Genomic DNA, 24378 nt, shown 5'->3' on the forward strand with positions numbered 1-24378 from the left:
CCACCGCCCCACGGGCCGTGGGGCGACGTAGGGTCTTCCCGTGACTCGAACCGCCCCGGTGCCCGTGCTGCGCCTGCTCGCCGCGATCCTCGTCTCCGGTTCGGCCGTCCTGCTTTTCGCGGTGCACGAGCGACCGGCCGGCTACGTGCCGCTCGTGCTGGGCATCGCGCTCGGCCTGGCGGTCGACCGGACGCTCGGGCGCGACCTCGCGCTGATCGGCGTCGGCATGGGGATCATCTCGGCGATCCCGCTCGCCGCGGACCTGTCCGACGCCGGCATCGCGCGCTTCGCCGTGGCGCTCTCGCTCGCGGTGCTGGTGCCGTGGGCGGCGTCGCGCTACCACTTCCGCGACCCGACGATTCGGTTCCCCGTGCACACGGGGCGGCGCTGGACCCGCGCGCAGGTGATCTACCTGGTCGTCGTGGTCGTGGCGGGCTACCTCATCCTGCCGCCCTACTTCATCGGCTCGGGCGCCTACCGCAACTGGCCGACCGTCGAGACCGGGCAGGAGATCGGGCGGCTGTTCGTCGGGGTCAACGCCGTGGGCATCTGGGACGAGCTGTTCTTCATCTGCATCATCTTCGCCCTCTACCGCAAGCACTTCGGGCTGTGGACGGCGAACCTGCTGCAGGCGACGATCTTCGTCTCGTTCCTGTGGGAGCTCGGCTACCGCGAGTGGGGTCCGGTGCTGACGATCCCGTTCGCCCTCGTCCAGGCGTGGATCTTCTCGTGGAGCAAGTCCCTCAGCTACGTGGTGGCCGTGCACCTGCTGTTCGACGTCGTGGTCTTCGCCGTGCTCGTGCACGCACACAACCCGCACCTGTTCGACGTATTCATCACGGCTCCCTGACCCGCGTCCCGACCGTCAGTACGGCCGGGCGGTGAGCGCCTGGCGCAGCACCGGGACGCGGCACGCGGCGTGCACGGCGGTGGTCGCCGGGCCGCCCAGGGCGAGGATCGTCGCGGCGACGGTGCACACGCCGAGGACCGCGCCGGCCACGACGTCGTGCGGCAGGTGCACACCCTGCACCACCCGGGCCGCGCCGGTGACGCACGCCAGCGCGACCGGCAGCGCGACGAGCGCGAGCGACCAGAGGGCGTTCTTCCGCGCGGCCCTGCCGTGGCGCGAGGGCACGTCGGCGGCCCGCACGCGCAACCCGGTCGAGGCGGACGTCGCGACGACGGCCGCGGCCAGCGCGAACGCGATCGTCGTGTGGTTGCTGGGGAACGACCAGTCGCCGGCCGGCGGGCAGTGCGCGACCTCGACGAGCTCCCAGCAGCCGCGCGGTTGGCGCACGACGAGCTTGGTCCCCTCGCTCACGGCGTAGGCCAGGACCGCCCCGAACCCGCCGGCGAGTGCGACGGCGACCGTGCCCGGGCCGTGCGCGCGCGCACGCCACGCCGCGACGACGAAGAGCGCGACGAGCAGCAGCACCCCCGCCTCGGCGACGACGTGCACCCCGGACACCTGGGCGGCGCGGGCGGTGATCGCGAGGTACGCTGCCTCGCTCGGACCGCGCGCGAGGCGGACGACGGGGACCAGCACGGCGGCGGCCAGTACCCACACGAGTGCGACAACAGGGGACGGAACGGACGATCTCACCCGCAGAGCCTAGGCGGGTGAACTCGCGGTGAACATCCCCCTACGGGTGGACGTCAGTCGTCGGCGGGCGGCGCGTAGAACTCGGTCGTCCGGGTGACCGCAGCCCCGGCCTCGTCCTCGTCCGCCCCGGCGGCGACGTTCGCCGCGCCCCAGGCCCTGCTGCTGTCAGCCATGGCCTGGCGCATCTGCGGGCTGCGCTCCGCCTCGGCGGGGTCGCCCAGCTCGACACCGGCGAGGTGCGCGGCCAGGCCCAGCAGCGTCAGGTCCCACCCGACACCGGTGGCGCCGGGCCCGTACCGGTCCCACATCTCCTCCGGGACGACCGCGACGTGCTCGAGGACGAGCTCGGTCGAGCCGTCGGCCGCCGGCTCGAGGCGGACCTCGACGATCGACGAGTCCTCCTCGCTCGGCGCCTCGCCGAAGATCCACGTCACCTGCAGGCGCCGGGGCTCGTCGCACACCCGGATCTCCCCGCCCGCGTTGCCCTCGAGCTGATAGTGCCCGCCGAGCCGCAGGTCGCCCGTGACCGGAAGGAACCATCGCCGGATCCGGTCCGGGTCCGTCAGGGCGTCCCACACGTCGGCGACGTCGGCGTCGTAGGTGCGGGTCAGCGCGATCCGTCGTGCGGCGCCGGCGGGAAGCTCGGCGCCGCCGACCTCGCGCCGCACGGCCTCGAGCTCTGCCAGGAGATCGTTCACGGGGTCCTCCTCGATGAGTCGTCCTCCCCCGCGCCCGGGCCGGGCGCGGGTACTGCGGAGCCGGCGACCTGCGGGCCGCCGTCGTCGTCCGCCGACGTCCGACGCGCCCGCCGCCCGCGGGCCAGCTCGGTGCCGAGCGCGTCGAGCCGCTGCCCCCAGGAGGCGCGCAGGCCCGAGACCCACTCCTCGATCACGTCGAGCCGCTCGGGCTCGAGCGCGTAGAGACGGCGGGTGCCCTCGGGTCGCACGGTGGCGAAGCCGCTCAGGCGCAGCACCCGCAGGTGCTGGGAGACGGCGGGCTGGCTGATCGCGAACTCGTCGGCCACCAGCGCGGCGATCTCCCCGGCCGGGCGCTCTCCCTGGGCGAGGTGCTCGAGGATGCGGCGCCGGACCGGGTCACCGAGGACGTCGAAGGCTTCCACGGCCTCCATGTTTCATCTCTTGCTTATATAAGTCAGGGGCGAACTATCGCTTCTTGCGGCCCGACGACGGCCCGCCCCGCCCGCGCTTGGCCCGCCCTGCACCTCCCGCGCGCCCGCCACCGGCACGTGTCCCGCCGGCCCGAGCACCACCGGTGCGCGAGCTCCCGGCGCGACCACCGCTGCGGGCGCCGTCCTTGCCCCCTGCCCGCTCCTTCGCGGCCGGGCGCTCCTTCGCGGCCGAGCCCTCCGCTGCGGGCGCCGACGTGCGCCCCCGCGAGGAGTTGGCCGTCCGGCCCCGCACGATCCCGACCATCTCCTCGACGAGGTCCGTGGTGCGCTCGCTCACCCACGCGAGCCCGACCGGTGCCGACGGCGCCCCGTCCAGGACGCGGTAGGTGAGGTCCTTGCGATGGTGCAGACGGGCGAGCGACTGCGGGACGACCAGCACTCCGATCCCGGCCGCGACCAGCTCGACGGCGGCCCCCGTCGTCACCGGCCGCTCGAGCGCCGCACGCCCCGGCGGTACGACCGCCCACGGGACCACGTCGTCGAGCGGGCACAGCAGCACCTCGTCGGCGAGGTCGTCGAGGGCGACCGGCTCCTCGGGCTCGAGGGAGGCCAGGAGGTGGTCCGTCGGCACGACCACGACCGGCGTCTCCTCGTAGAGCGCGACGAGGCTCAGCTCGTCGCTCCAGCCGGCGCCGCGGTCGACCGGCGGCCGCAGGAGCGCGGCGTCGGCCTGCCCGTCCCGCAACGCACCGGCGGCCGCGGCGGCCTCGACCGGGACGAGCTCGATCGGCACGGTGCGCAACCGCTCGCGCCAGGTGTTCACCCACTTCGCGGGGGTGACCCCGGGGACGTAGGCCAGCCGGAAGGCAGGAGCGGAGGTCTCGTCGGTCGCGCTCTGGCCGTCTTCCACCCGCCAAGCCTAGCCCGCGACGGTCGGCGCACCGGGGCGGATACCCTTGCAGGCATGAGCACCCCGAACTCCTCGCAGACCATGAAGCCCGCCACGGCGGCGAAGAAGCTCGGGGTGTACCTGCCCGCCACGCCCGAGGACTTCCAGCGCGGGACGATCACGCGCGGCCGGCTCGAGGAGCTCGAGAAGAACCCGCCCGAGTGGCTGAGCGACCTGCGCCGCAACGGCCCGCACCCACGTCCCGTCGTCGCCGGGCGCCTGGACGTGTCCATCGCCGGGCTCGCCCGCGGCGGTATCACGGAGCCGCTCACGACCGAGCAGATCAACGAGTTGCGTGAGGACCCGCCCGAGTGGCTCGTCCGCGAGCGCGCGACGCACGCCAAGGTCCGCGAGGAGGAGGAGCGCCTCAGGGCCCTCGCGACGAAGCGCACTCCCCCGGCGACGCCGAGCGCCTGACGCCCGCCGGGCCCCGACCTCCGAGGCTCGGTCCGACGGGCTCGGGCCTACTCCTCGTGACCTGCCGCGCGGCGCGCGGCACGGTCGGTGTGGCCCAGTGCGAGGCCGGGCGCCACCCGGTCCCGCACGAGCTGCTTGAGCACGGGGATCTCGGGGAAGCCACCCTCGACCCCACGGTCCCAGACCACGTCGTCGCCCACCACGACGCGGAACACCCCGCCCGTGCCGGGCACGAGCGCGACCTCGCTCAGTCGTGTCCCGAAGGTCGTCAGGAGCTCCTGCGCGACCCAGGTGGCGCGCAGCATCCAGCGGCACTGCGTGCAGTAGGTGATCTCGACCCGCGCCTGCGGGTCACGCTCCGCGCCCGAGGCGCCCGGTCCCGTCGGTTCGTCCACGTGCCCAGCGTGCCAGACGCCGGGCGGACGACGGGCGGGACCACCGGTCACCGGACACCCCGGTCCCGGGGGACACTGGTGAGATGCCCACACCCGATCCGGTCGACCCGGCGTCCTCCCCTCGTGACGCGCTCCTCGCGTCCCTGCAGCGCTATCCCTTCGACGACGACTCGCTGGTGGCCGTCGACGCGACGGACCGCCTGCTCCTCGACGAGGCCGCCGACGCGCTCGCCGCGGCGGCGGCCGACGCCAAGCCGGCGGGGACCGACGCGGCCCCGTCGGGCACCGGGCGGATCGTCGTCGTCGACGACCGGTTCGGCGCCCTCACGCTCGGCACGGCCGTCACCCACGGCGCGACCGGGATCCGGGTGCACCAGGACCTGCTGACCGGGGAGATCGGCCTCGACCGCAACGCCGAGGCCGCGGGGCTGCAGGGGGCCTACGCACGGCTCCCGCTCGGCGAGGAGCTCTTCGCCGGGGCCACGGTCGTCCTGCTGCAGCTCCCCCGCAGCCTGGCCGCGCTCCGCGAGATCGCCGAGGCCGTGGCGCGCTGGGCGGACCCGTCGGTCACCCTCTTCGCCGGTGGGCGCCTCAAGCACATGACGACGGCGATGAACGGCGTCCTCGCGGAGTCGTTCACCGAGGTCCGCGCGACGTACGCCCGGCAGAAGTCGCGGGTGCTCGTCGCGGGCGGACCGCTGCAGACCGACTCCACGCCGACGTACCCGGTACGTGAGCACGTCACCGATCTCGACCTCACGGTCGTGTCCTACGGCGCGGCGTTCGCCGGCGCGAGCCTCGACATCGGCACCCGGTACCTGCTCGATTTCCTCGATCGGATGGCACCCGAGGCCTCGCGGGCCGTCGACCTCGGGTGCGGCACGGGCATCCTCGCCGCGGCGCTGGCCCGCCCACGACCGGGGCTGACGGTGATCGCGACGGACCAGTCGGACGCGGCGGTGCGCTCCGCCCGCGAGACGGCGCTCGCGAACGGGCTCGACGGGCAGATCGAGGTGACCCGCGACGACGTCATGTCGGGTGTGCCCGACGCGAGCGTCGACCTCGTGGTCTGCAACCCGCCGTTCCACGACGCCGCCGCGGTGAGCACGAACCCGGCGCACCGGATGTTCGAGGCGGCCGGGCGGGTGCTGCGGCCGGGCGGGGAGCTGTGGACGGTGTTCAACTCCCACCTGCGCTACCGCCCGGCGCTCGCCCGGATGGTCGGGCCGACCGACGGCGTCGGGCAGAACCCGAAGTTCACGGTGACCCGCAGCGTCCGGCGTTGACCCACCGACCGCCTGCGGGCTACTCGACGCCGACGACGTCGACGACGAACACCAGGGTGTCCCCGCCACCGATGCCGGCCTGCGGAACGCCGCGCATGCCGTAGCCGTGCTCGGGCGGGATGGACAGCAGGACACGGGAGCCGACGCTCTGGCCGACGAGCCCCTTGTCCCAGCCGCCGATCACGGCGCCGACCCCGATCGGGAACGAGATGGTCTCGCCCCGGTCGTAGGACGTGTCGAAGATCGCACCGTCCCATACCTGCCCGAGGTAGTGGACGACGATCGTGCGCCCGGACGTGACGACGGGGCCGTCGCCCTCCGCGAGGACGTGGACCTGCAGGCCCGCGGGCGCGCTCGCGCCGGGGAAGGTGAGCGTCGGCTTGTCGCCGAAGCCGCCGGATGCCACCGGCAGGGTGGAGGGAGCGGGGGTGGGCTGGTCGGTCACAGGACAACCTCTCGATGGGGAACTCCTCGACCGTACCTGCTCCGGCGGCAGCCCGGGCCCGGGGGCGCACCGGGACCCTTGCACTTTGCGGCTATGCCGATTAGCCTATGGGCTATGACTATGAGTCGATCTACCTCCCTCTCTCGCCTCGCGCGGCCCGAGGGTCGCCTCGCGTACCAGGTCATCGGCGATCCCGGTGCCCCCCTGGTCGTCGCGGTTCCCGGCATGGGCGACCTCCGCTCGACCTACGACCGCCTCGCCACGGCGCTCGCCGACGCCGGCTTCCGCGTCGCGACCGTCGACCTGCGGGGCCACGGCGACAGCGACACGACGTTCCGCACGCACGGTGACGACACGACCGGCCACGACCTGCTCGCCCTCGTCGAGCACCTCGGCGGCGGCCCCGCCGTCCTCCTCGGCACCTCCATGGGCGCGAGCGCCGCAGCCTGGGCCGCGGCCGAACGCCCCGACCTCGTGCGCGGCCTGGTGCTGTTCAGCCCGTTCCTGCGCGAGCCGGTCGCGAGCCCCCTCCGGCGCGCCGCGCTGCGCGCGGTCTACCGCCTGCTGTTCGCGCGCCCCTGGGGCGCCGCGGCGTGGAGCGCCTACTACCGCTCGCTCCACAAGGGCCGCACCACCGACGGCCTCGCCGCCCACGCCGCAGCCGTCCGCGCGAACCTGCGCGAGCCCGACCGGCTGCGCTCCCTGCGCCACCTCGCGCTCGCGCTCGACCACTCGGTCGTCACCGAGCGACTCGGGGAGGTCCACGCCACGGCGCTCGCCGTCGTCGGCGCCCTCGACCCGGACTGGCCCGACCCCGCCGCCGAGCTCGCCTGGATCGAGGACACCCTCGGTGCGCGCGCACTCCTCGTCCCCGAGACCGGGCACTACCCGTACGCGCAGGCTCCCGACGCCGTCGTCCCGGCGGTGCTCGGCTTCCTCCGCGACGTGCCGGCAGCGTCCCGTGGCTAGGGCGGGGCTGTCCCGGGAGGCCGTGACGACGATCGCCCTCGCGCTGGTGGACGACGGCGGCTCGGCCGGGTTCGCGGACCTGACCCTCGCCAAGGTCGCAGCGCGGGCAGGCGTCGCCGCACCGAGCCTGTACAAGCACGTCGGGTCGCTCGCCGACCTGCGCCGGGAGGTGGCGACCGTCGCCGTGGGCGACCTCACCCGCGCGCTCGCGGGCGCGACCGTCGGCCGTGCCCGCGAGGACGCCCTGCGGGCGCTGGCGCACGCGACCCGGGACTTCGCCCGTGAGCACCCTGGCCGGTACGCCGCCGCCCAGGTCGCCCCCGATCCCGACGACCCCGCCGACGCCGCCCTGTCCGCGGCCGGCGGTGAGTCGGTCGCGGTCGTCGTCGCGACCCTGCGCGGCTTCCAGGTCCCGCCGGCGCGGACCATCGACGCCGTGCGCGCGGTGCGCGCCGCCCTGCACGGGTTCGTCGGGCTCGAGTCGGGCGGCGGCTTCCGCCTGCCCGACGACCTCGACCAGAGCTTCGACACCCTCGTCGAGATGCTGGTCCACGGCGTCACCCGGCTGGCCGAGACGCCCCGGCCCGCCGGTGTGCGGGAGCAGCCATGAGGACGGCGACCTGGACCGCCGCCGTGCTCGTCGGTGCGGGGGTGTCGGCCATGCTCTTCCCGGTGCTGCGCCCCTGGCCCGACGAGACACGCGAGAGCGTCGGGCTCGCGGCGGCGTTCGCCTCCGACCGGTGGGTCGTCAGCCACCTCCTCGGGATCCTCGCGCTCGCGCTGGTGCCCGTCGGCCTGCTCGGCCTGCGTCGCCTGCTGGCCGCGACCCCCGGGCGCCCGAGCCTGACCTGGGCGCTCGCGCTCTCCTGGGCCGGGGCGGGGCTCGCCGCCCTCTACTACGGGGCCGAGACCTTCGGGATCCAGGTGATCGCGCGCCACGCGGCGCAGGGCGACGCGAGCGGGCACCTCGAGCAGGTCGAGGCCCTGCGCACCCACCCCGTCGCGGCGACGCTGTTCGGCGTCGGGCTCGTCCTCGTCGCGGTCGCGGGAGTCCTCACCGCCGTCGGCACCTGGCGCGGCGGGCTGGACCCCCGATGGGCCGGCGTCCCGCTCGCCGTCGCCCTCGTCCTGGTGCTGCCGCAGTTCTGGGGCGGGCCCGGCGTGCGCGTCGCGCACGGTGTGCTCGTCGCGCTCGCCGCGGCCCTGCTCGCCGTCGCCGTCCTGCGGCTCAGTGCGCGAGGAACCCCAGGAGGTCGTGCCGGGTGAGCACCCCGGCCGGGTCGCCGTCGTCCACGACGAGGAGGGCGTCGGCGTCGTGCAGCGCCGCCCGGATGGCCTCCACACCCTCGCCCGACCCGATGAGCGGGAAGCGGGGCTCCATGTGGGCCTCCACCCGGTCCGCGAGCGACGCCCGCCCGGAGAAGACGGCGTCGAGCAGCGCGCGCTCGCTGACCGCGCCCGCGACCTCGCCGATCTTCACCGGCGGCTCCGCGCCCACGACGGGCATCTGCGAGACGCCGTACTCGCGCAGGATCTCGATCGCGTCGCGGACGGTCTCGCTGGGGTGGGTGTGCACGAGCTCGGGCAGTCGGCCGTCCTTCGCGCGCAGGATGTCGCCCGCCGTCACACCCTCCTCGGCAGGCAGGAAGCCGTACGAGCGCATCCATGCGTCGTTGAAGATCTTCGACATGTAGCCCCGCCCGCTGTCGGGCAGGAGGACGACGATCACGGCGCGCGCCGCGGCAGCCGCGTCCTCGTCCTCGAGCCGACGAGCCAGCCGCAGCGCGGCCTCGACCGCCATGCCGCACGACCCGCCCACGAGCAGGCCTTCCTCGCGGGCCAGGCGCCGCGTCAGGGAGAACGAGTCCGCGTCCGTGACCGGGATGATCTCGTCGGGGACCGTGGGGTCGTACGCGTCGGGCCAGAAGTCCTCGCCGACGCCCTCGACGAGGTAGGGACGCCCGTCGCCGCCCGAGTACACCGAGCCCGCCGGGTCCGCGCCGACCACCCGCACCCGGCCGCCCTGCGCCACGTCGCGCTCGGCCGAGACCTCCTGGAGGAACCGCCCGGTCCCCGTGATGGTGCCGCCCGTACCGACCCCGGCGACGAAGTGCGTCACCCGGCCGTCGGTGTCCGCCCAGATCTCCGGACCCGTGGTCTCGTAGTGCGAGGCCGGCCCGTTCTGGTTCGCGTACTGGTTCGGCTTCCACGCACCCTCGATCTCCCGCACCAGCCGGTCGGAGACCGAGTAGTAGGAGTCGGGGTGATCGGGCGGGACCGCGGTCGGCGTGACGACGACACGGGCACCGTAGGCCTTGAGGACGTCGCGCTTGTCCTGGCTCACCTTGTCGGGGCAGACGAACACGCACTGGTAGCCCTTGCGCTGCGCGACGAGCGCCAACCCGACCCCGGTGTTGCCGGAGGTCGGCTCCACGATCGTCCCGCCGGGAGCCAGCTCGCCCGACTCCTCGGCGGCCTCCACCATCTTCAGCGCGATGCGGTCCTTCACGGACCCACCGGGGTTCATGTACTCGACCTTGGCGAGGATCGTCGCCGACAGGCCCTCGGTCACCGCGCTCAGCCGGACGAGGGGTGTGCCGCCGACGAGATCGGAGATGTGCTCTGCGAACTTCATCCCCCGATCATCCCGCAATCGGGCGCCCGCGCGCGACGTCCGGGAATCATCGTACGTTGTATGGTGTTAAACCTGCCGACCGCACCCCGACCGAGAGGTTGCCGATGAGCACCAGCCCGCACCGTACGACGTCCAGCACACCAGGCGACCAGGCGACACCGGGCCGGTCGGCCGGCCGCCAGCAGGCCCCTCCCCTTCCCCCGGTGCGCGCGCAGGCCGAACGGCTGATCGAGATCGGGGTACCGGAGCTGGCCGGGACGGATGCCACCACGTTCCGCGCGCTCGCCGCCCGGCTCGACGGCGAGCTCGACAACACGTCGCGCGCCGACGACCGGCCGGCACCGAGCGCACTGCTGGCGGTCCACCCGACGGCGGCACCCCCGTCGGCTCTCGCTCCCCTGCTGCGCCGGGGAGACGCACCCGGCTTCGTCGTCGTCGACATGCCGGACGTCGACCGGTTCAGCCCGATCGACGGGATCGACGTGCCCGAGGGGGTGCTGTACGTCGTCACGGACCCGGACCGCGGGGACGACCTGAGCAACTGGTCCCCGAACGAGGCGCTCGGAGAGCTCGCGGGCCGCCGCCGCACGCCGCTCCTGCTGAGCGAGGGCATCCACTGGGCGCTGCAGGTGCCCGCCATCGTCGCGCGCAACCACTGCTACATGACGATCGGGTCTCGGCTGCGCAAGCCCGGCGGTGCACTCGACGCGCGCACGCCCGCGGTGTGGATCTCGAACGGCACGGGCCGCGACGGTCGTGAACGCCGGGGCGCACCGAAGGTGGGGTGGTGCTGGGCCGGGAACCGGCACACGTGGCTCGGGTTCGCGTCGGCCACGGGGCGGCGCGGCGGCACGGCCTGACGCCGTGCCGGTACCGGCGGGTCGGTCAGACCAGCAGGCCCGCCGCCGCGACGAGCACGACGAGCACGGCCAGCGTCACGACGAGCACCGGCCGACCGGACGCCTCACGCGCCGTGATGCGGCCCAGGCCCGCACCGACGGCGGCGCTCACCCCGGCGACGGTCGCCACGGCGAGCGTCAGGCCGGAGCTGCCGTCGGTCAGGCGTGACGCGATGCCACCGGCGACGAGCGATCCCCAGACGACGCCGACGACGAGGCCGAGCGCGGCGAAGAGGAGCGCGGCACGCTCCTCGGTCCAGCCCGCGCTCAGTCGTGCACCCGCCCAGGCGACCGCCGCGCCGGCAGTCGGCACGCTGATGACGATGAGGAGCGCCGCGAACGTCAGGAACGCCGGCGGTGCTCCCGCAAGGATCATCACGAGCACCTGCAGGGCGAGCATGGCGACCGCTGCGATCACCAGGCCTGCCAGGAACACCGGTACCCGCGGCCGAGAGTCGGCCGCGGGTACCGGGACGCGGGTTGTCCTGCCCACCAGGGTCAGTCGCTGCTCTGCAGGATCGCGAACAGGCGCAGGAACTCCAGGTAGAGCCAGATGAGCGTCACGAGGAGGCCGAAGGCTGCGGACCAGGCGAACTTCGCCGGGACGCCGGCCTCGACGCCACGCTTGATGGAGTCGAAGTCCATGATCAGCGACGCCGCGGCCAGGCCGACCGCGAAGAGGCCGATGATGATGCCCCACGTGCCGCCGCGCATGCCCCAGCCCCCGAGGACGCCGGTCCAGACGAGGACCACGTTGACGAGCGAGAAGGCGAGGTAGCCCACCATGGCGATGAGCAGCCAGCGCGTGAACTTCGGAGTGACGCGGACCTTGCCGGACCGGAAGAGGAACAGCGCTGCGGCGAACGTCGCGATCGTGGCGAGGACCGCCTGGAAGACGATGTCCGTGAGGTTGGCGCCACCCGCGACCGTCATCCCCGCGAACGCGAGGCTGATGCCGCCGAGGAACGCGCCCTGGGCCACCGTGTAGGCGATGATCAGCCCGGGGCTCGGGTTCTTCTTGAAGGCGTTGACGAGCCCGAGGACCAGACCCACGACGGCACCGATGATCCACAGTGCCGGCATCTGCGGCGTGACGTTCCACGAGACCGCCGCGACGACGACGAGCAGGGCGAGCAGCCCGCCCGTCTTCATGATGACGTCGTCGTAGGTCAGGCGCTTCGTGTCAGCCGTCGTCGCCGTCGGCGCGTTGTACATCGCGTCGAGCTGCGCCGCGTCGGCGGCCTGCGCGCCGTCCTGCGTCCCCGCGGGCGGCGTGCCGTACGGCGCCTGCGCGTAGGGGCTGGACGACGACGACCCGTACGCGGGTGCACCGGTCTGGCCGGGATGCGCCGTCGCGGCGCCTCCGCGGCGGTTCTTCGGCTCGCCGAAGATCACGCTGTTGTTGAAGACGGGGTTGCTCATGAACTCCTCCTGGTCGCGGCGTCCAGTGCCCTCTGGCTCGAGGCGGGTGTCGCTGGCCGTGGCGTCCATCCTATGCAACGAGCGACGCCGTGCGGGTGTTCCCACGGACATCGGCCGAGAGATCCACCCGCAGGGGGACACGATCAGCCCCGGGGCGGCCCTCCTCATTCTTCCGGCGTACACGGACGACGAGGCAAGATCCGCCGTCAGAGGGCTTCTCACGGGGCCGTCGCTCCCTAGGCTGGGAGCAGCAACGACGACACCGCCCGACCTCCCGCCGAACAGAGGTGCACCATGATCGAAGCACGAGGCCTGACCAAGCGCTACGGACCCAAGACCGCGGTCGACGGCGTGACCTTCACCGTCCAGCCCGGCACGGTGACCGGCTTCCTCGGCCCGAACGGCGCCGGCAAGTCCACCACCATGCGGATGATCATGGGGCTGGACCGCCCGACCGCCGGCACCGTCACCGTCAACGGGCGCCCCTACGCGGAGCACCGCTCCCCCCTCACCGAGGTCGGGGCGCTGCTCGACGCGAAGGCGATCCACACGGGACGCACCGCCTACAACCACCTCCGCGCGATGGCCGCCACGCACGGCATCCCGACGAAGCGCGTCGACGAGGTCATCGAGATGACAGGCCTGCCGTCGGTCGCCAAGAAGCGGGTCGGCGGCTTCTCGCTCGGCATGGGCCAGCGACTCGGCATCGCCTCGGCACTGCTCGGTGACCCGAAGACGCTCATCCTCGACGAGCCCGTCAACGGCCTCGACCCCGAGGGTGTGCTGTGGGTGCGCAACCTCGCCCGCTACCTCGCCTCCGAGGGCCGCACGGTCTTCCTCTCGAGCCACCTCATGAGCGAGGTCGCGCTCACCGCGGACCACATCGTCGTCATCGGCAAGGGACGCATCCTCGCGGACGCCCCCGTGAGCGAGATCGTCGACGGCGGGGCCGGGCAGACCGTCCGGGTCCGCACCCCGCACGCGACCCAGCTCGCCGAGCTCGTGGCCCGCGACGGCGCGACCGTCACGAGCGACGAGCCGAGCCTGCTGCAGATCAGCGGGGTCGAGGCCCCCGCGATCGGCGAGCTCGCCGCGGCCGCCGGCATCGTCCTGCACGAGCTCACGCCGGTCACCTCCACCCTCGAGGAGGCGTACATGTCGCTCACCGCGGACTCCGTGGAGTACCAGACCGAGGCCGCCGCAGCGCACCTCGGGCACGGCGCGGGCGAACGGCCCGCCGCTCCCCCCGTCGCCCCCGTGGCACCCGAGGCGCCCACCCAGAACGAAGGAGCGATCCGATGACCGCCGCCACCCTCACCACCGGCCCGACGACGGGCCGCGCCTCCACCTACCGGCTCACCTTCGGCCACGTCCTGCGTTCGGAGTGGATCAAGTTCCGCTCGCTGCGCTCGACCTGGTGGACGATCGGCACCACGGTGCTCGTCATGGTGCTCTTCAGCCTCACGATGGCCGCCTCGATGAACTTCGCGGCGAACGACGCCGAGATGGCCGCCGCGATGGGCAACGTCTCGACGGTCCAGGCGATCGTGCTCGGCTACGTCTTCGCCCAGCTCTCCGTCGCCGTCCTCGGAGCCCTCGTCATCACCGGCGAGTACGCGACGGGCATGATCCGCTCGACCCTGAGCGCCGTACCGCGCCGGCTGCCCGCCCTGTGGGCCAAGACGATCATCGTCGGCCTCGTGACGTTCGCCGTCGCGATCGTGGGCATCGGCCTGTCCTACCTCGCCACGATGCCGATGCTCTCGGGCAACGACCTCGTCCCCGACCTCGGCGACGGCACCGTCCAGCGCGTCATCCTCGCGTGCGCCGCCTACCTGACCTTCGTCGCGATCGTCGCGGTCGGTGTCGGCACGATCATGCGCCACTCCGCGGGGTCCATCTTCACCCTCGTCGCGCTGCTGTTCGTCCTGCCGCTGGTCGCGAGCTTCCTCACCCAGGAGTGGGTCCAGGACATCGCCAAGTTCCTCCCGATGAACCTCGGAACGGCGATGATGGTGGTCACCGAGGCCGATGCCGGCGGGGTCGAGGTGCTCAGCCCGGGCTCCGCGACCGTCGCCATGGCCGTCTGGTCCGTCGTGGCGCTCGCCGCGGCAGCCGTGACGCTCAAGCGGAGGGACGCCTGATCACCATGTCCGACTCGACGACGCCGGACCGGCCCCCTGCCGGTCCGGCGTCGTCGCGCGCGCAGGGCCCGGTGTTCACCGAGCTCGACGCGCGCCGGCTCGGACCGCTGCGCCGGTACTTCGTCGAGCACCCGGTCGTCATGGACTGGCTGGTCTCCGCCTGGTTCGTGGTTCCCGGCGTCCTGGCCGCGCTGTTCATGACCCAGCCGAGGTGGCCTCTCGTCGGGCTCGTGCTCGCCGGCGGTGCCGCTCTGATGTGGCGACGGCGCGCGCCCCTGTGGGTCGCGGGCGCCGTCGGGGTGCTGGGCGTCGTCACGGTGCTCGCCACCGGCGAGACCGGCGGGTTCGAGCTGGCGATCGCCTTCGCGCTCTACGCGGTGGCCGCGTCCCGTCCGCCCCTCGAGACCTGGATCGTCTTCGCCGTGCTCGTCCTCACCGAGAGCGCAGCGGTCCTGCTGTGGATGGACGTCGTCGTCGTCGAGAACGGGGACCTCGTGCGCCGAGACCTGGAGCCGGGCCAGCTCACCGGGGACAGGGTCGCGACGATCGTCGTCCTCGCGCTGTTCCTCCTCACAGCCCTCGCCATCGGCACGAGCGTGCGGGGCCGTCGCCTGCACCTCGCGGACCTCATCGGCCGCGCGAACGCTCTCGCCCGGGACCGCGACCAGCAGGCGCAGCTCGCCGTCGCCGCCGAACGCACCCGGATCGCGCGCGAGATGCACGACGTCGTCGCGCACAGCCTCACCGTGATGGTCGCCCTGGCGGACGGCGCCAAGGCGTCCGGCGCCAAGGACCCAGAGCTCGCAGGCCAGGCGCTCGACGAGCTCACCGAGACCGGACGCGCGGCGCTGGCCGACATGCGCCGTGTCCTGGGGGTGCTGCGCGAGCCCGACGGCGCGCCCGGCCCTGCGCCGCTCGCACCGGTCGACGACGTCGCCGGGCTCGAGGAGATCGTCGAGGTGTTCCGGACCGCAGGCCTCCCCGTGCGCCTGGTGCGCAGCGGCGAGCAGCCCCCTCTCGACGCCGCCCTCCGGCAGGCGTCGCACCGGATCGTCCGCGAGTCGCTGACGAACGTGCTGCGCTACGCACCGGGCACGCCGCTCGTCGTCGTCGAGGTCACGCGACGTGACGAGAGACCGCAGGGCGGGGACTGGCTCGACCTGCGCATCATCAACCATGCGGGTGTGCCCCAGGGCGCCGAGGGGCGGACGCCCCCGGCTGCCGGGGGTGCGCCGCACGGACCGTTCGGCACACAGGTCGGCACAGGAAGAGGGATCATCGGCATGCGCGAGAGAGCAGCGGTCTACGGGGGGGCGGTCACGGCCGGACCTTCCGGTGCGGGGTGGGCGGTGCACGCGACACTGCGGCTCGACCTGGACGCCCGATGACCGGCCCGGTGCGGGTCCTCCTCGTCGACGACCAGGCGCTGCTGCGCATGGGCTTCCGGATGATCCTCGCGGCCGAGGACGACATCGAGGTCGTCGGCGAGGCGTCCGACGGCGAGACCGGGGTCGCGCAGGCGACGGCGCTGCGGCCCGACGTCGTGCTCATGGACGTGCGGATGCCGGGCGTCAACGGGATCGACGCGACCGAGCGCATCGTCGCGGCGGCACCCGGCTGCCGCGTCATCATCCTCACGACGTTCGACCTCGACGAGTACGCGTTCGGCGCGCTGCGGGCCGGGGCGAGCGGGTTCCTCCTCAAGGACGCGCGGCCCGCCGAGCTCGTGGGCGCGATCCGCGCCGTCGCGAGCGGGGACGCCGCCGTCTCACCCCGGGTCACCCGCCGCATGCTCGAGATGTTCGCCGGGTCGCTGCCCGCGGGAGCCGAGACGACTCCCGCGGCGCGGGACGGCGACGGCCGCACCGACCCACGGCTGCGTCAGCTCACCGCGCGCGAGTTCGAGGTGTTCGAAGCCCTCGGCGAGGGCCTGAGCAACGCCGAGATCGCGGCACGCTTCGTCCTGTCCGAGGCGACGGTCAAGACGCATGTCGGACGGGTGCTCGGCAAGCTCGATCTGCGCGACCGGGTGCAGGCCGTCGTGCTGGCCTACGAGACCGGCGTCGCCCGCCCGGGCTGACCTCGCTCTCCCGCGAGGTAGAACTCCCGACCACGAGGTAGAACGCCAGTAGCCGACTGGAGTTCTACCTCGCGCACCGGGGTTCTATCTCGCGGACCCGACGAGCTCCGCGCCCTGGCCACCGGGATCGGCGCTCTGCTGCGCGTCGCGCGGGAGATCGAGACCCGCCCCGCGCAGGGCGGCCCCGCCGCGGCGGCGGGCCCGGAGGTCTGAGGCGCGGGCTACGGTGGCCGCATGGCCTTCTTCCGTCGGCGACCGCGTCGCGCCCGGTCCACGGCCGGACACGGCCCGGTCGACGCCGCTCTGTCACCGCTGTCCGCCGCGGACGCCGACGTCGTGGTCTCCTGGGCGGTCGAGGCGTTCCGCGCCGCGGGCGTCCCGACGGCGTACGACGGCGCCGGTGCGCTCGTCGCGTCGGACGGGCGCACCTTCGGCCTGACGAACCTCGCGGCCCTGCTCGGTCGCCTGCGCCGCTCGCACTGGCGACGCGCCGTCCGGCGCCACGTGCGCACGATCGTCGTCGCACAGTCCCTCGTCCCGCCCCGGACGCTCGACGAGATCCGGGAGATCGTCCTGCCGCGCCTCGTCCCGACCGGGGAGCTGAGCACGGAACCCGCGCGGCCGCCGTCGTACGCCCCGACCGCCGGCCCGGACCTGGCGGTCCTCGCCGCTCTCGACTACCCCACCCACGTGGCGACGATGTCGGCCGACGACGCCCTGGAGCCCTTCGGCGGGTGGGCGGCCGTCCGGCCCTACGCCGAGGCGAACCTGCGACGCCTGCCGCCGCCGGAGCACCGGGCGGTCGACGCCGACCCGGGGCGACCGGACGCGGTGGTGCACGTGTTCGCCTCCGACGACTTCCACGGCGCGAGCCGGCTCCTGCTGCTCGACGAGGTCCTCGCCACGCATGTCGGGGTCGAGTCCCCGGCGCACGGTGTGCTCTTCGCAGTCCCGCACCGACACCTCCTGGCGGCGCACGTGGTCGAGGGCACGGGGGTGCTCCGCGCCGTCGGCCTGCTCGCCCGGCTCGCCCGCTCCGAGCACGCGGACGCCCCGGGGCCGGTCAGCCCGCACGTCTACTACAAGGGCCCGGACGGCGTCGTCGAGACGGTGACGCGCACGGGCGACGAGGGTGAGGTCGTCGTGGACAGCACGGGGTCGCTGGGCACGGCGCTGCGCGCCGTCGGGGTCTTCGACTGAGCGGGGCCCGGCAGACCTTCCTGTAGGTACCACGGATCAGCGTGTACCGTGCACGCATGACCGCGCGGGAGAGCCTGGATGCCACCTTGCGCGACACCCTCGGCCAGATCGAGCTCGCGCTCGCCCAGCTCGTCCGGCGCGCGGAGCGGTCCGTGCAGTCCGCCCACGGCTCCGGTGCGCCGGGTCCGCTGGACCGGGCCGCCTACCTGCTCCTCCAGGAGCTCGGCGTCCACGGCCCGCAGAACGTCCAGGGCCTCGCCGCGCGCATGGGCCTCGACCCGTCGACCGTGACCCGCCAGGTGGCCGCGCTCGAGGCCGCGGGCCACGTGCACCGCACGCGCGACCCCCAGGACCGGCGGGCGGTCGTGGCAGAGCCGACGCCGGTAGGCCTGCAGGCGCTCGCGGCGCACCGGGCGGCGCGCGCCGAGCACTACGGGGACGTGCTCGCGCAGTGGTCACGGCTGGACCGCGCCCTGCTCGCGGAGATGCTCGAGCGGCTGAACGACGACCTCGACGCGCACCACGGCGCGGCACGCCCGGGGGCTGCCTGAGCGACACCCGCGCGATCGGTCACGCCGGGTCGAGCGCCCAGCGGATGAACGACGTCGTGACGCGCCCGCCGGCGGTCGCCGGGCGTCGCCTGCCGACCGCCGGGCCCGCCGACCGCAGCAGCGGCGCGCTCCAGGGCGGCATCGACGCGACGGCGGCACGGGCGAGCGCCGCGAAGCCCGGACGGGCGAACCACGGGATCGGCGGGTCGACGAGCAGGAAGCGGGCGGCGTCGTCGGCCGCGGCGCTCGGCGCCAGCTCCGGGCGGTAGGCCTCGAGGGTCGCTCGCAGGTCGGCGAGCGTGCTCGGCGGGTCGACGACCCCGAGCCGTCGTGCCACGGTCCCGATCTGTGCGACGTACTCGTCGCACCCCGCGGGATCGAGCGGGCGCGCACCGTAGCGCTGGTGCGCGTCGAGGAAGCTGTCGGCCTCGGCCACGTGCACCCAGCGCAGGAGGTCGGGGTCGCTCGCGGCGTAGGCACGACCGTCCGGCGCAGCGCCGCGCACCCGCTCGTGCACCGCCCGGACGACCGAGACGGCCGCCTCGGCGTCGTCGACCGTGCCGAAGGTCGTCACCGCGATGAAGGTGCTCGTGCGCTGGAGCCGGCCCCACGGGTCACCCCGGTACCCCGAGTGCGCGGCCACCGCAGCCATCGCGAGCGGATGGAGCGACTGCAGGAGCAGCGCACGAAGACCGCCGACGAACATCGAGGCGTCGCCGTGCACCCGGTGGATCGCCGACCCGGGCTCGAACCAGCGCGGGCCCGGTGTGTCGTGGATCCGGGCGCGCACGGCCGTCGCGTCCGGGCCGGCGACGCGCGCGAAGAGCGCCGCGCCGGCGCGTTGCTGGAGGGCGCGCGAGGTCCGGGTCACGCCCTGATCCTGCCACCGCGACCTGAGACAGGCCTGAGACCGGTCTGAGTCGGGTCCCGGACTACCACGCGGAGCCCGCCCGCGGGGCGTGCAAAGAAACGTCTGCAAAGAATCTCTTGCAAAGAGTTCTTTGCACGCGTACTCTCGACGCATGAGCACCGACGATCCGACCGACCAGAGCCCGGCTCCTGGCACGAGCCCGGACCCAGCCTCGATTCCCCACCGCTTCGATCCCGTCGGCCCCGAGGCACTCAAGGCACTCGCGCACCCCCTGCGGATCGCGCTGCTCGACGCCATCGCAACCCACGGCGCCAGCACGGCGAGCGGGCTCGCGCAGCGACTCGGCGAGTCCAGCGGCGCGACGAGCTACCACCTGCGCCAGCTCGAGAAGCACGGCTTCGTCCAGGACGTCCCCGGCAAGGGCACCGGTCGCGAGCGCTGGTGGGACCGTCCCGCCGGCGGCTTCACCGTCGCCCTGCCGACCGATCCCGACGACGTGGCGACCATGACCGCGACGCAGACGATCAACCGCGAGTTCGAGCTGAGCCGCCAGCGCAAGATCACGGACTTCATGCTGGCGGCCCCCGACATGGACCCCGCCTGGATCGACGGCGCGGTCCTGACGACGATGCACCTCTCGCTGACGCGCGAACAGCTCGCCGCGGTCAGCGCGCAGCTGCACGACGCGGCCGAGGCGATCCTCGCGCCGTACCGCGACCAGCACGAGCTGCCCGGCGCCCGCCCGGTGCAGCTGCACCTCAACATCTTCCCGCTCGTCGACGGCAAGGAGAACCCGTCATGACCACGCTCACCCACCACACCGCCTCGACGCGCACCACGGACCTCACGCCGTACCGGACCGCCGCGCTGAGGCGCACCGACCGGCTCCTCGTGGCGGCCGGGCGAGCGCTCGAGACCTGGGGACTGCGACGCGCCGGGACCCGCGCCGCGCGGCTCGACCGTGCTGCACGACGCGCCGTACCGGGCGCCGCCGTCGCGGCGCGTGCCGACCTCGTCGACCGCCGCCGGGACAACGCGGCGCAGCAGCACCCCCTCCTCCTGCGCTGACCCCCCTACGACGAGCGACGTGACGCGCGCCGGAGACCTCGGCCTGTCACCATGGAGCCTGCCGGGCGTGGGCCGCGCCCGGGTACGCGCGAGGAGGCGGCGATGTTCCGTTCGATCTTTCCCATCCTGACCACGACCGACATCGGTCGGGCGTTGGCCTTCTACCGCGACCTCCTGCGGGGTCGTGTGGAGTACAGCTACCCGCCGGACGGGCCGCCCGCGTACGCCGCGGTGCGGATCGGGCACTCGACGCTCGGCATCGCGCACGAGTCCGAGCACGGCACCCATGCGAGCGGGCACCACGTCGCACCGCACGGCGGCCCTGTCACCCTCTGGATCTACGTCGACGACTGCGACCACGCCGTCGAGCAGCTCGCCGCGGCGGGCGTGACGATCGTGGCACCCGCGGAGGACCAGCCGTGGGGCGAGCGGATGGCCCGGGTCCTGGACCCCGACGGCAACGAGATCCTCCTCGGCCAGGAGGGCACCTCCGGGACCGAGGAGCCGCAGGGACCGACCGGCCTCTCCTGACGCAGCTCACACCTGCGGGATCGGGACCTTCGTGAGCTCCTCACCGACCCGCCAGACGCGCGCGGCGTCCTCGTGGCTGCGCAGGCGGGAGTAGAGCTTCTGCTCCGCGGGAGCCCCGCCCATGTGGCCGGGTCCGCTCGGGCCGTAGAAGGCGCCCCGTCGGGCGTCGGGGGACGTGGCGGCGTACAGGGCGGGAAGACCCGCGCTCTCGACGGTGCCGACCAGGATGCCGCGCTCGGACATCGCGCCGATGAGCCGTCGTCCCCTGGTGTCGCCGTCACGGCCGAGCTCGGGGCGAGCGGCGAGCAGGCGCGTGGGCGCGATCCCGGGGTGGGAGAGGTTGCTCGTGATGCCCCAGCCGCCGGCCTGGCTGCGCCGGTCGAGCTCGAGCCCGAAGAGCCCGACCGCGATCTTCGACTGGCTGTACGCCGACATGCCGTCGTAGGACCGTTCCCCGTTCAGGTCGTCCCAGCTGATGCCACCCCGGTTCGCCGCGACGCTGACCTGCGAGGTCACACGCGCGCGGCCGTCCCGCAGCAGCGGCAGCAGCTGGGCGACCAGGGCGAAGTGGCCGAGGAAGTTGGTGCCGAGCTGCAGCTCGTACCCGTCGACGGTCGTCTGTCGCTCGGGCGGGGTCATGACGCCGGCGTTGGTGACGAGGAGGTGGATCGGCCGGCCCTCTTCCCGCAGGGTCTCACCCAGGGCGGCGACGGACGCCAGCGAAGCCAGGTCGAGCTCGCGCAGCGAGACGTCCGCGTGCGGGTGCCTCTGACGGATCGAGTCGATCGCGGCCGCACCCTTGGAGGCGCTGCGGACCGGCAGGAGCACCTCCGCGCCGGCGGCGGCGAGGCGCGTGGCGATGCCGAGGCCGATGCCGTCGCTGGCACCGGTGACGACGGCACGCCGTCCGGAGAGGTCGGGGACGGTGATGTCGACGGGCTTGCGTGGCATGGGGATCACTCCTGGAGGTCGTCGGGTCGAGGTCCCCACCGTGCCTGGCGACGGCGGCGCCATCCAGGGCCCCTCGATCCCCTGATCGAGGAGGCCCGGCCAGACCGGAGAGGGGGATCGAGAAGCCGTGGATACCTGCGCCGCCGGCGGCGAGAATGAGGTGGCACCGAGGGAAGCACCGAGGCGGGTATCGAAGGGGGCGTGCATGGTGATCGACCGGACCGGGCTGGCGGAGTTCCTCCGCCATCGCCGGGAGGCGCTGCAGCCCGAGGACGTCGGGCTCCCGCGCGGGCGCCGCCGCAGGACGAGCGGCCTGCGGCGCGAGGAGGTGGCCGCGCTCTGCCACATGTCGACCGACTACTACTCTCGCCTCGAGCAGGAGCGCGGGCCCCAGCCGTCCGAGCAGATGGTCGCGTCCATCGCGCAAGGACTCCACCTCTCCCTCGACGAGCGCGACCACCTGTTCCGGCTCGCCGGGCATCACGCACCGACGCGTGACGCGACCGGCGAGCACATCAGCCCCGGCCTGCTGCGCATCCTCGACCGGCTGCACGACACCCCCGCGGAGATCGTCACCGAGCTCGGCGAGACGCTGCGGCAGACGGAGCTCGGCGTCGCGCTGACCGGCGACCTCACCCGCTACACCGGGCCCGCCCGCAGCATCGGCTACCGATGGTTCACCGACCCGGCGACCCGAGAGCTCTACGCTCCCGGGGACCACCCGTTCCTGACCCGGCTGTTCGTGTCCGGCCTGCGCGGGGTGGTCACGCTCCGCGGTCCCGGTTCACGTGCGGCGCAGCTCGCCGACCTGCTCCTCGCACGCAGCGAGGAGTTCCGGGAGGTGTGGGACGACCACGAGGTCGGTCTCCGGCCCCAGGAGGTCAAGAACTTCGTCCACCCCGAGCTCGGCGCCCTGGAGCTGACCTGCCAGTCGCTGCTCGACCCGCGGCAGTCGCACATGCTGCTCGTCTACACCGCCGTTCCCGGGAGCGAGAGCTACGACAAGCTGCAGCTGCTGTCGGTCATCGGGGCGCACTCGCTCCGATGAGCCACCGTGTCGCAGCACGGGCAGGACGCACCCGTGCCGGCTGTCGGTGCCCCCGCAGGGGTTCGAACCCTGACTGTGCCGATTTTAAGTCGGCTGCCTCTGCCAGTTGGGCTACGGGGGCGGGTCGTACGGGACGTACGCTACCGCCGTCTGGCAGGTCGTCGGGCACGTCGTCGGGCACGGCCTCGGACACGCAAGAGGGCGGGCCGGTCTCCCGGCCCGCCCCCGCACGTCACGTTCGAACCGCCCGATCAGGCGGTCTTGGCGCCCTTCTGCTTCGACAGGTCGGGGTCGACGCCCGCGGCGGCAGAGCTCTGCGCGCTCTGGGCGGGCGCCTCGGCCTTCGGCTTGGGCGGCACGGCGGCGGCACGGAACTCGGCACGCGGGTCGTGCAGCGAGCCGAGCGAGACGAGCTCGCGGCCCATGAGGAACTGCCCGATCCAGCCGATGAGGATGCGGATCTTGCGGTTGCCCGTCGGCATCGCCATGACGTGGTAGCTGCGGTGCATGAGCCACGCCGGCCAGCCGCGCAGCTTGAGCACGCCGAACAGCTCGGCGACGCCCTTGTTCAGGCCGAGGGACGCGACCGTGCCGACGCTCTTGTGCTTGTACTCGACGGGCTCCTCGCTGCGCAGGACACCGGCGAGGTTGTCGGCCAGGCGCTTGGCCTGACGGATCGCGTGCTGGGCGTTCGGCGGGCAGAACTTGCCCTCGTTGAGCAGGTCCGGGACGGCGGCGCAGTCGCCCGCGGCCCAGGCGTCCGGCACGATCGTGCCGTCCTCGTTCGCGATCTGGAGCGTGGCGCGGACCGTGACACGGCCCATCTTGTCGGTCGGCAGGTCGGACTCGCCGAGCACCGGGTTCGCCTTGACGCCCGCGGTCCACACGATGGTCTCGGAGTCGAACTCGACGCCGGTCGACGTCACGACGTGGCCGTCCACGCACGAGCTGAGGAACGTGCTGAGGTGGAACTCGATGCCGCGCTTCTTCAGCTCCTCGAGCGCGTAGGCGGCCATGGGCTCGCTGAGCTCGGGCAGGATCCGGGCGGACCCTTCGATCATGACGAAGCGGAGGTCGGACTCCTCGATCGTCGCGTAGTTGCGGGTCGCGTAGCGCGCCATGTCCTCGAGCTCGGCGAGCGCCTCGATGCCCGCGAAGCCACCCCCGATGAACGTGAACGTCAACATACGACGGCGCAGCTCGGGGTCCCAGGTCGAGGAGGCGACGTCCATCCGGTTGATGACGTGGTTGCGGACGGCGATGGCCTCCTCCACGTTCTTGAAGCCGATGGCGGCCTCCGCGAGCCCGGGGATCGGCAGCGTGCGGGAGACCGAGCCGAGGCCCACGATGAGGTGGTCGTAGGTGATCGAGTACGGGTCACCCTCCTCCGGGGTGATCTCGACCTGGCGCGTGCCGTGGTCGAGCGCCGTGACCTTGCCCTGCAGCACGTCGATGCCCTTGAGGGCGCGGCGGTGCGGCGCGACGACGTCGCGGGCGTCGATCGACCCCGCGGCGGCCTCCGGCAGGAAGGGCGCGTACGTCATGTACGGACGCGGGTCGACGACGACGATCGCCGCCTCCCGACGACCCAGCTTCTTGCGCAGACGGCGTGCCGAGTACAGGCCCACCGAGCCGCCACCGAGGACGACGACGCGCGGGACCTTGCGGGGGCGCGCGGCGGCAGCGGGCGCTGTGGCCTGCTCGACGGCAGGGCTGACCGAGGTCAGGTCATTCTGAGGCATGGTTCCAGAGTATTACCGCGTCCACCGTCACGAAAACCGTGCG

Annotated in this window: 29 protein-coding genes and 1 tRNA gene; 17 read left to right on the top strand and 13 right to left on the bottom strand. The window is 73.5% G+C overall.

What is annotated here, in order from left to right; all coding sequences use genetic code 11:
* The first annotated feature begins 40 nt into the window (after nt 1-40).
* Nucleotides 41-850, top strand: coding sequence for a CPBP family glutamic-type intramembrane protease (locus OHL10_RS17400; RefSeq protein ID WP_265523511.1), 810 nt, complete (start codon nt 41-43; stop codon nt 848-850).
* 15 nt (nt 851-865) lie between these two features.
* Here the strand turns inward: OHL10_RS17400 and OHL10_RS17405 are convergent, their stop codons facing one another.
* The 4 genes from OHL10_RS17405 to OHL10_RS17420 are packed head-to-tail and all read right to left on the bottom strand — an operon-like array spanning nt 866 to nt 3642.
* On the bottom strand, nt 866-1603 hold the full coding sequence (locus OHL10_RS17405; protein ID WP_265523512.1) for a phosphatase PAP2 family protein: 738 nt from the start codon (nt 1601-1603) through the stop codon (nt 866-868).
* Between the two features lie 53 nt (nt 1604-1656).
* The gene (locus tag OHL10_RS17410; protein WP_265523513.1) at nt 1657-2301 is read right to left on the bottom strand and encodes an SRPBCC family protein; all 645 of its coding nucleotides are present in this window, start codon (nt 2299-2301) and stop codon (nt 1657-1659) included.
* Nucleotides 2298-2732 carry an ArsR/SmtB family transcription factor gene (locus OHL10_RS17415; RefSeq protein ID WP_322645587.1) on the bottom strand — a complete coding sequence of 145 codons (435 nt, stop codon included), beginning with the start codon at nt 2730-2732 and terminating at the stop codon, nt 2298-2300. Before OHL10_RS17415 ends, OHL10_RS17410 begins: the two co-directional genes overlap by 4 nt.
* 34 nt (nt 2733-2766) lie before the next feature.
* Complete coding sequence (locus tag OHL10_RS17420; protein WP_265523514.1) at nt 2767-3642, bottom strand: LysR substrate-binding domain-containing protein; 876 nt, start codon at nt 3640-3642, stop codon at nt 2767-2769.
* 54 nt (nt 3643-3696) lie between these two features.
* On the opposite strand from OHL10_RS17420, the gene OHL10_RS17425 reads away from it, so the two are divergent.
* Complete coding sequence (locus tag OHL10_RS17425) at nt 3697-4098, top strand: DUF5997 family protein (protein ID WP_265523515.1); 402 nt, start codon at nt 3697-3699, stop codon at nt 4096-4098.
* 47 nt (nt 4099-4145) lie between these two features.
* Here the strand turns inward: OHL10_RS17425 and OHL10_RS17430 are convergent, their stop codons facing one another.
* Nucleotides 4146-4493: an Rdx family protein gene (locus OHL10_RS17430; protein WP_265523516.1), complete on the bottom strand. Its 348-nt coding sequence runs from the start codon at nt 4491-4493 to the stop codon at nt 4146-4148.
* 83 nt (nt 4494-4576) lie between these two features.
* Between OHL10_RS17430 and OHL10_RS17435 the strand changes: the two genes are divergently transcribed.
* Nucleotides 4577-5779, top strand: coding sequence for a class I SAM-dependent methyltransferase (locus tag OHL10_RS17435; RefSeq protein ID WP_265523517.1), 1203 nt, complete (start codon nt 4577-4579; stop codon nt 5777-5779).
* Nucleotides 5780-5798: 19 nt separating this feature from the next.
* On the opposite strand, the gene OHL10_RS17440 is transcribed toward OHL10_RS17435, so the two are convergent.
* A complete protein-coding gene (locus OHL10_RS17440; protein WP_265523518.1) occupies nt 5799-6224 on the bottom strand; it encodes an FKBP-type peptidyl-prolyl cis-trans isomerase in 426 nt (141 codons plus the stop codon).
* Between the two features lie 120 nt (nt 6225-6344).
* Here OHL10_RS17440 and OHL10_RS17445 point away from each other — a divergent pair, with 120 nt between their 5' ends.
* The 3 genes from OHL10_RS17445 to OHL10_RS17455 are packed head-to-tail and all read left to right on the top strand — an operon-like array spanning nt 6345 to nt 8459.
* Nucleotides 6345-7193, top strand: coding sequence for an alpha/beta fold hydrolase (locus tag OHL10_RS17445; RefSeq protein WP_265523519.1), 849 nt, complete (start codon nt 6345-6347; stop codon nt 7191-7193).
* Between the two features lie 22 nt (nt 7194-7215).
* Nucleotides 7216-7803 (top strand): TetR/AcrR family transcriptional regulator, encoded by a 588-nt coding sequence (locus tag OHL10_RS17450; protein ID WP_265523520.1) that lies wholly within the window; start codon nt 7216-7218, stop codon nt 7801-7803.
* Nucleotides 7800-8459, top strand: coding sequence for a hypothetical protein (locus tag OHL10_RS17455; protein ID WP_265523521.1), 660 nt, complete (start codon nt 7800-7802; stop codon nt 8457-8459). The genes OHL10_RS17450 and OHL10_RS17455 overlap by 4 nt, the downstream gene beginning before the upstream one ends.
* Here the strand turns inward: OHL10_RS17455 and OHL10_RS17460 are convergent.
* Nucleotides 8422-9828, bottom strand: a complete 1407-nt coding sequence (locus OHL10_RS17460; RefSeq protein WP_265523522.1) for a cystathionine beta-synthase — start codon at nt 9826-9828, stop codon at nt 8422-8424. The two genes, OHL10_RS17455 and OHL10_RS17460, sit on opposite strands and share 38 nt — an antisense overlap.
* Nucleotides 9829-9932: 104 nt before the next feature.
* Between OHL10_RS17460 and OHL10_RS17465 the strand changes: the two genes are divergently transcribed.
* Nucleotides 9933-10688, top strand: a complete 756-nt coding sequence (locus tag OHL10_RS17465; RefSeq protein WP_265523523.1) for a DUF5701 family protein — start codon at nt 9933-9935, stop codon at nt 10686-10688.
* Between the two features lie 25 nt (nt 10689-10713).
* On the opposite strand, the gene OHL10_RS17470 is transcribed toward OHL10_RS17465, so the two are convergent.
* Together OHL10_RS17470 and OHL10_RS17475 are read right to left on the bottom strand one after the other, a co-directional pair.
* Entirely contained in the window at nt 10714-11220 is a 507-nt protein-coding gene (locus OHL10_RS17470) for a hypothetical protein (RefSeq protein WP_265523524.1), read from the bottom strand.
* A 5-nt stretch (nt 11221-11225) separates the two neighbouring features.
* Nucleotides 11226-12149, bottom strand: coding sequence for a Bax inhibitor-1/YccA family protein (locus OHL10_RS17475; protein ID WP_265523525.1), 924 nt, complete (start codon nt 12147-12149; stop codon nt 11226-11228).
* Nucleotides 12150-12443: 294 nt separating this feature from the next.
* Between OHL10_RS17475 and OHL10_RS17480 the strand changes: the two genes are divergently transcribed.
* From OHL10_RS17480 to OHL10_RS17505, 6 genes are all read left to right on the top strand, one after another.
* A complete protein-coding gene (locus tag OHL10_RS17480) occupies nt 12444-13451 on the top strand; it encodes an ABC transporter ATP-binding protein (protein WP_265523526.1) in 1008 nt (335 codons plus the stop codon).
* Nucleotides 13448-14293 (top strand): ABC transporter permease subunit, encoded by an 846-nt coding sequence (locus OHL10_RS17485; protein WP_265523527.1) that lies wholly within the window; start codon nt 13448-13450, stop codon nt 14291-14293. Before OHL10_RS17480 ends, OHL10_RS17485 begins: the two co-directional genes overlap by 4 nt.
* A 5-nt stretch (nt 14294-14298) precedes the next feature.
* Nucleotides 14299-15681, top strand: a complete 1383-nt coding sequence (locus OHL10_RS17490; protein WP_265523528.1) for a sensor histidine kinase — start codon at nt 14299-14301, stop codon at nt 15679-15681.
* Nucleotides 15678-16373 (top strand): response regulator, encoded by a 696-nt coding sequence (locus OHL10_RS17495; RefSeq protein WP_265523529.1) that lies wholly within the window; start codon nt 15678-15680, stop codon nt 16371-16373. The genes OHL10_RS17490 and OHL10_RS17495 overlap by 4 nt, the downstream gene beginning before the upstream one ends.
* A gap of 234 nt (nt 16374-16607) precedes the next feature.
* Complete coding sequence (locus OHL10_RS17500; RefSeq protein ID WP_265523530.1) at nt 16608-17573, top strand: DUF1444 domain-containing protein; 966 nt, start codon at nt 16608-16610, stop codon at nt 17571-17573.
* A 56-nt stretch (nt 17574-17629) separates the two neighbouring features.
* On the top strand, nt 17630-18124 hold the full coding sequence (locus OHL10_RS17505) for a MarR family winged helix-turn-helix transcriptional regulator (protein ID WP_265523531.1): 495 nt from the start codon (nt 17630-17632) through the stop codon (nt 18122-18124).
* Nucleotides 18125-18143: 19 nt separating this feature from the next.
* Here the strand turns inward: OHL10_RS17505 and OHL10_RS17510 are convergent, their stop codons facing one another.
* Complete coding sequence (locus OHL10_RS17510) at nt 18144-18995, bottom strand: oxygenase MpaB family protein (RefSeq protein WP_265523532.1); 852 nt, start codon at nt 18993-18995, stop codon at nt 18144-18146.
* Nucleotides 18996-19146: 151 nt separating this feature from the next.
* On the opposite strand from OHL10_RS17510, the gene OHL10_RS17515 reads away from it, so the two are divergent.
* The 3 genes from OHL10_RS17515 to OHL10_RS17525 all read left to right on the top strand — a co-directional run bounded on the left by OHL10_RS17515 (nt 19147) and on the right by OHL10_RS17525 (nt 20594).
* Nucleotides 19147-19797, top strand: coding sequence for an ArsR/SmtB family transcription factor (locus OHL10_RS17515; protein ID WP_265523533.1), 651 nt, complete (start codon nt 19147-19149; stop codon nt 19795-19797).
* Entirely contained in the window at nt 19794-20063 is a 270-nt protein-coding gene (locus tag OHL10_RS17520) for a hypothetical protein (protein WP_265523534.1), read from the top strand. Before OHL10_RS17515 ends, OHL10_RS17520 begins: the two co-directional genes overlap by 4 nt.
* Before the next feature lie 102 nt (nt 20064-20165).
* Complete coding sequence (locus OHL10_RS17525) at nt 20166-20594, top strand: VOC family protein (RefSeq protein WP_265523535.1); 429 nt, start codon at nt 20166-20168, stop codon at nt 20592-20594.
* Between the two features lie 6 nt (nt 20595-20600).
* Here OHL10_RS17525 and OHL10_RS17530 read toward each other — a convergent pair whose 3' ends face one another.
* On the bottom strand, nt 20601-21545 hold the full coding sequence (locus OHL10_RS17530) for an SDR family oxidoreductase (RefSeq protein ID WP_265523536.1): 945 nt from the start codon (nt 21543-21545) through the stop codon (nt 20601-20603).
* 208 nt (nt 21546-21753) lie between these two features.
* Here OHL10_RS17530 and OHL10_RS17535 point away from each other — a divergent pair, with 208 nt between their 5' ends.
* Nucleotides 21754-22593, top strand: coding sequence for a helix-turn-helix transcriptional regulator (locus tag OHL10_RS17535; protein ID WP_265523569.1), 840 nt, complete (start codon nt 21754-21756; stop codon nt 22591-22593).
* Between the two features lie 47 nt (nt 22594-22640).
* On the opposite strand, the gene OHL10_RS17540 is transcribed toward OHL10_RS17535, so the two are convergent.
* Together OHL10_RS17540 and OHL10_RS17545 are read right to left on the bottom strand one after the other, a co-directional pair.
* Nucleotides 22641-22714: transfer RNA gene (locus OHL10_RS17540), tRNA-Leu, on the bottom strand.
* A gap of 130 nt (nt 22715-22844) precedes the next feature.
* The gene (locus tag OHL10_RS17545; protein WP_265523537.1) at nt 22845-24335 is read right to left on the bottom strand and encodes an NAD(P)/FAD-dependent oxidoreductase; all 1491 of its coding nucleotides are present in this window, start codon (nt 24333-24335) and stop codon (nt 22845-22847) included.
* Nucleotides 24336-24378 lie beyond the last annotated feature (43 nt).

It is taken from the genome of Oerskovia flava (assembly GCF_026163685.1).
GTDB lineage: Bacteria > Actinomycetota > Actinomycetes > Actinomycetales > Cellulomonadaceae > Oerskovia_A > Oerskovia_A flava.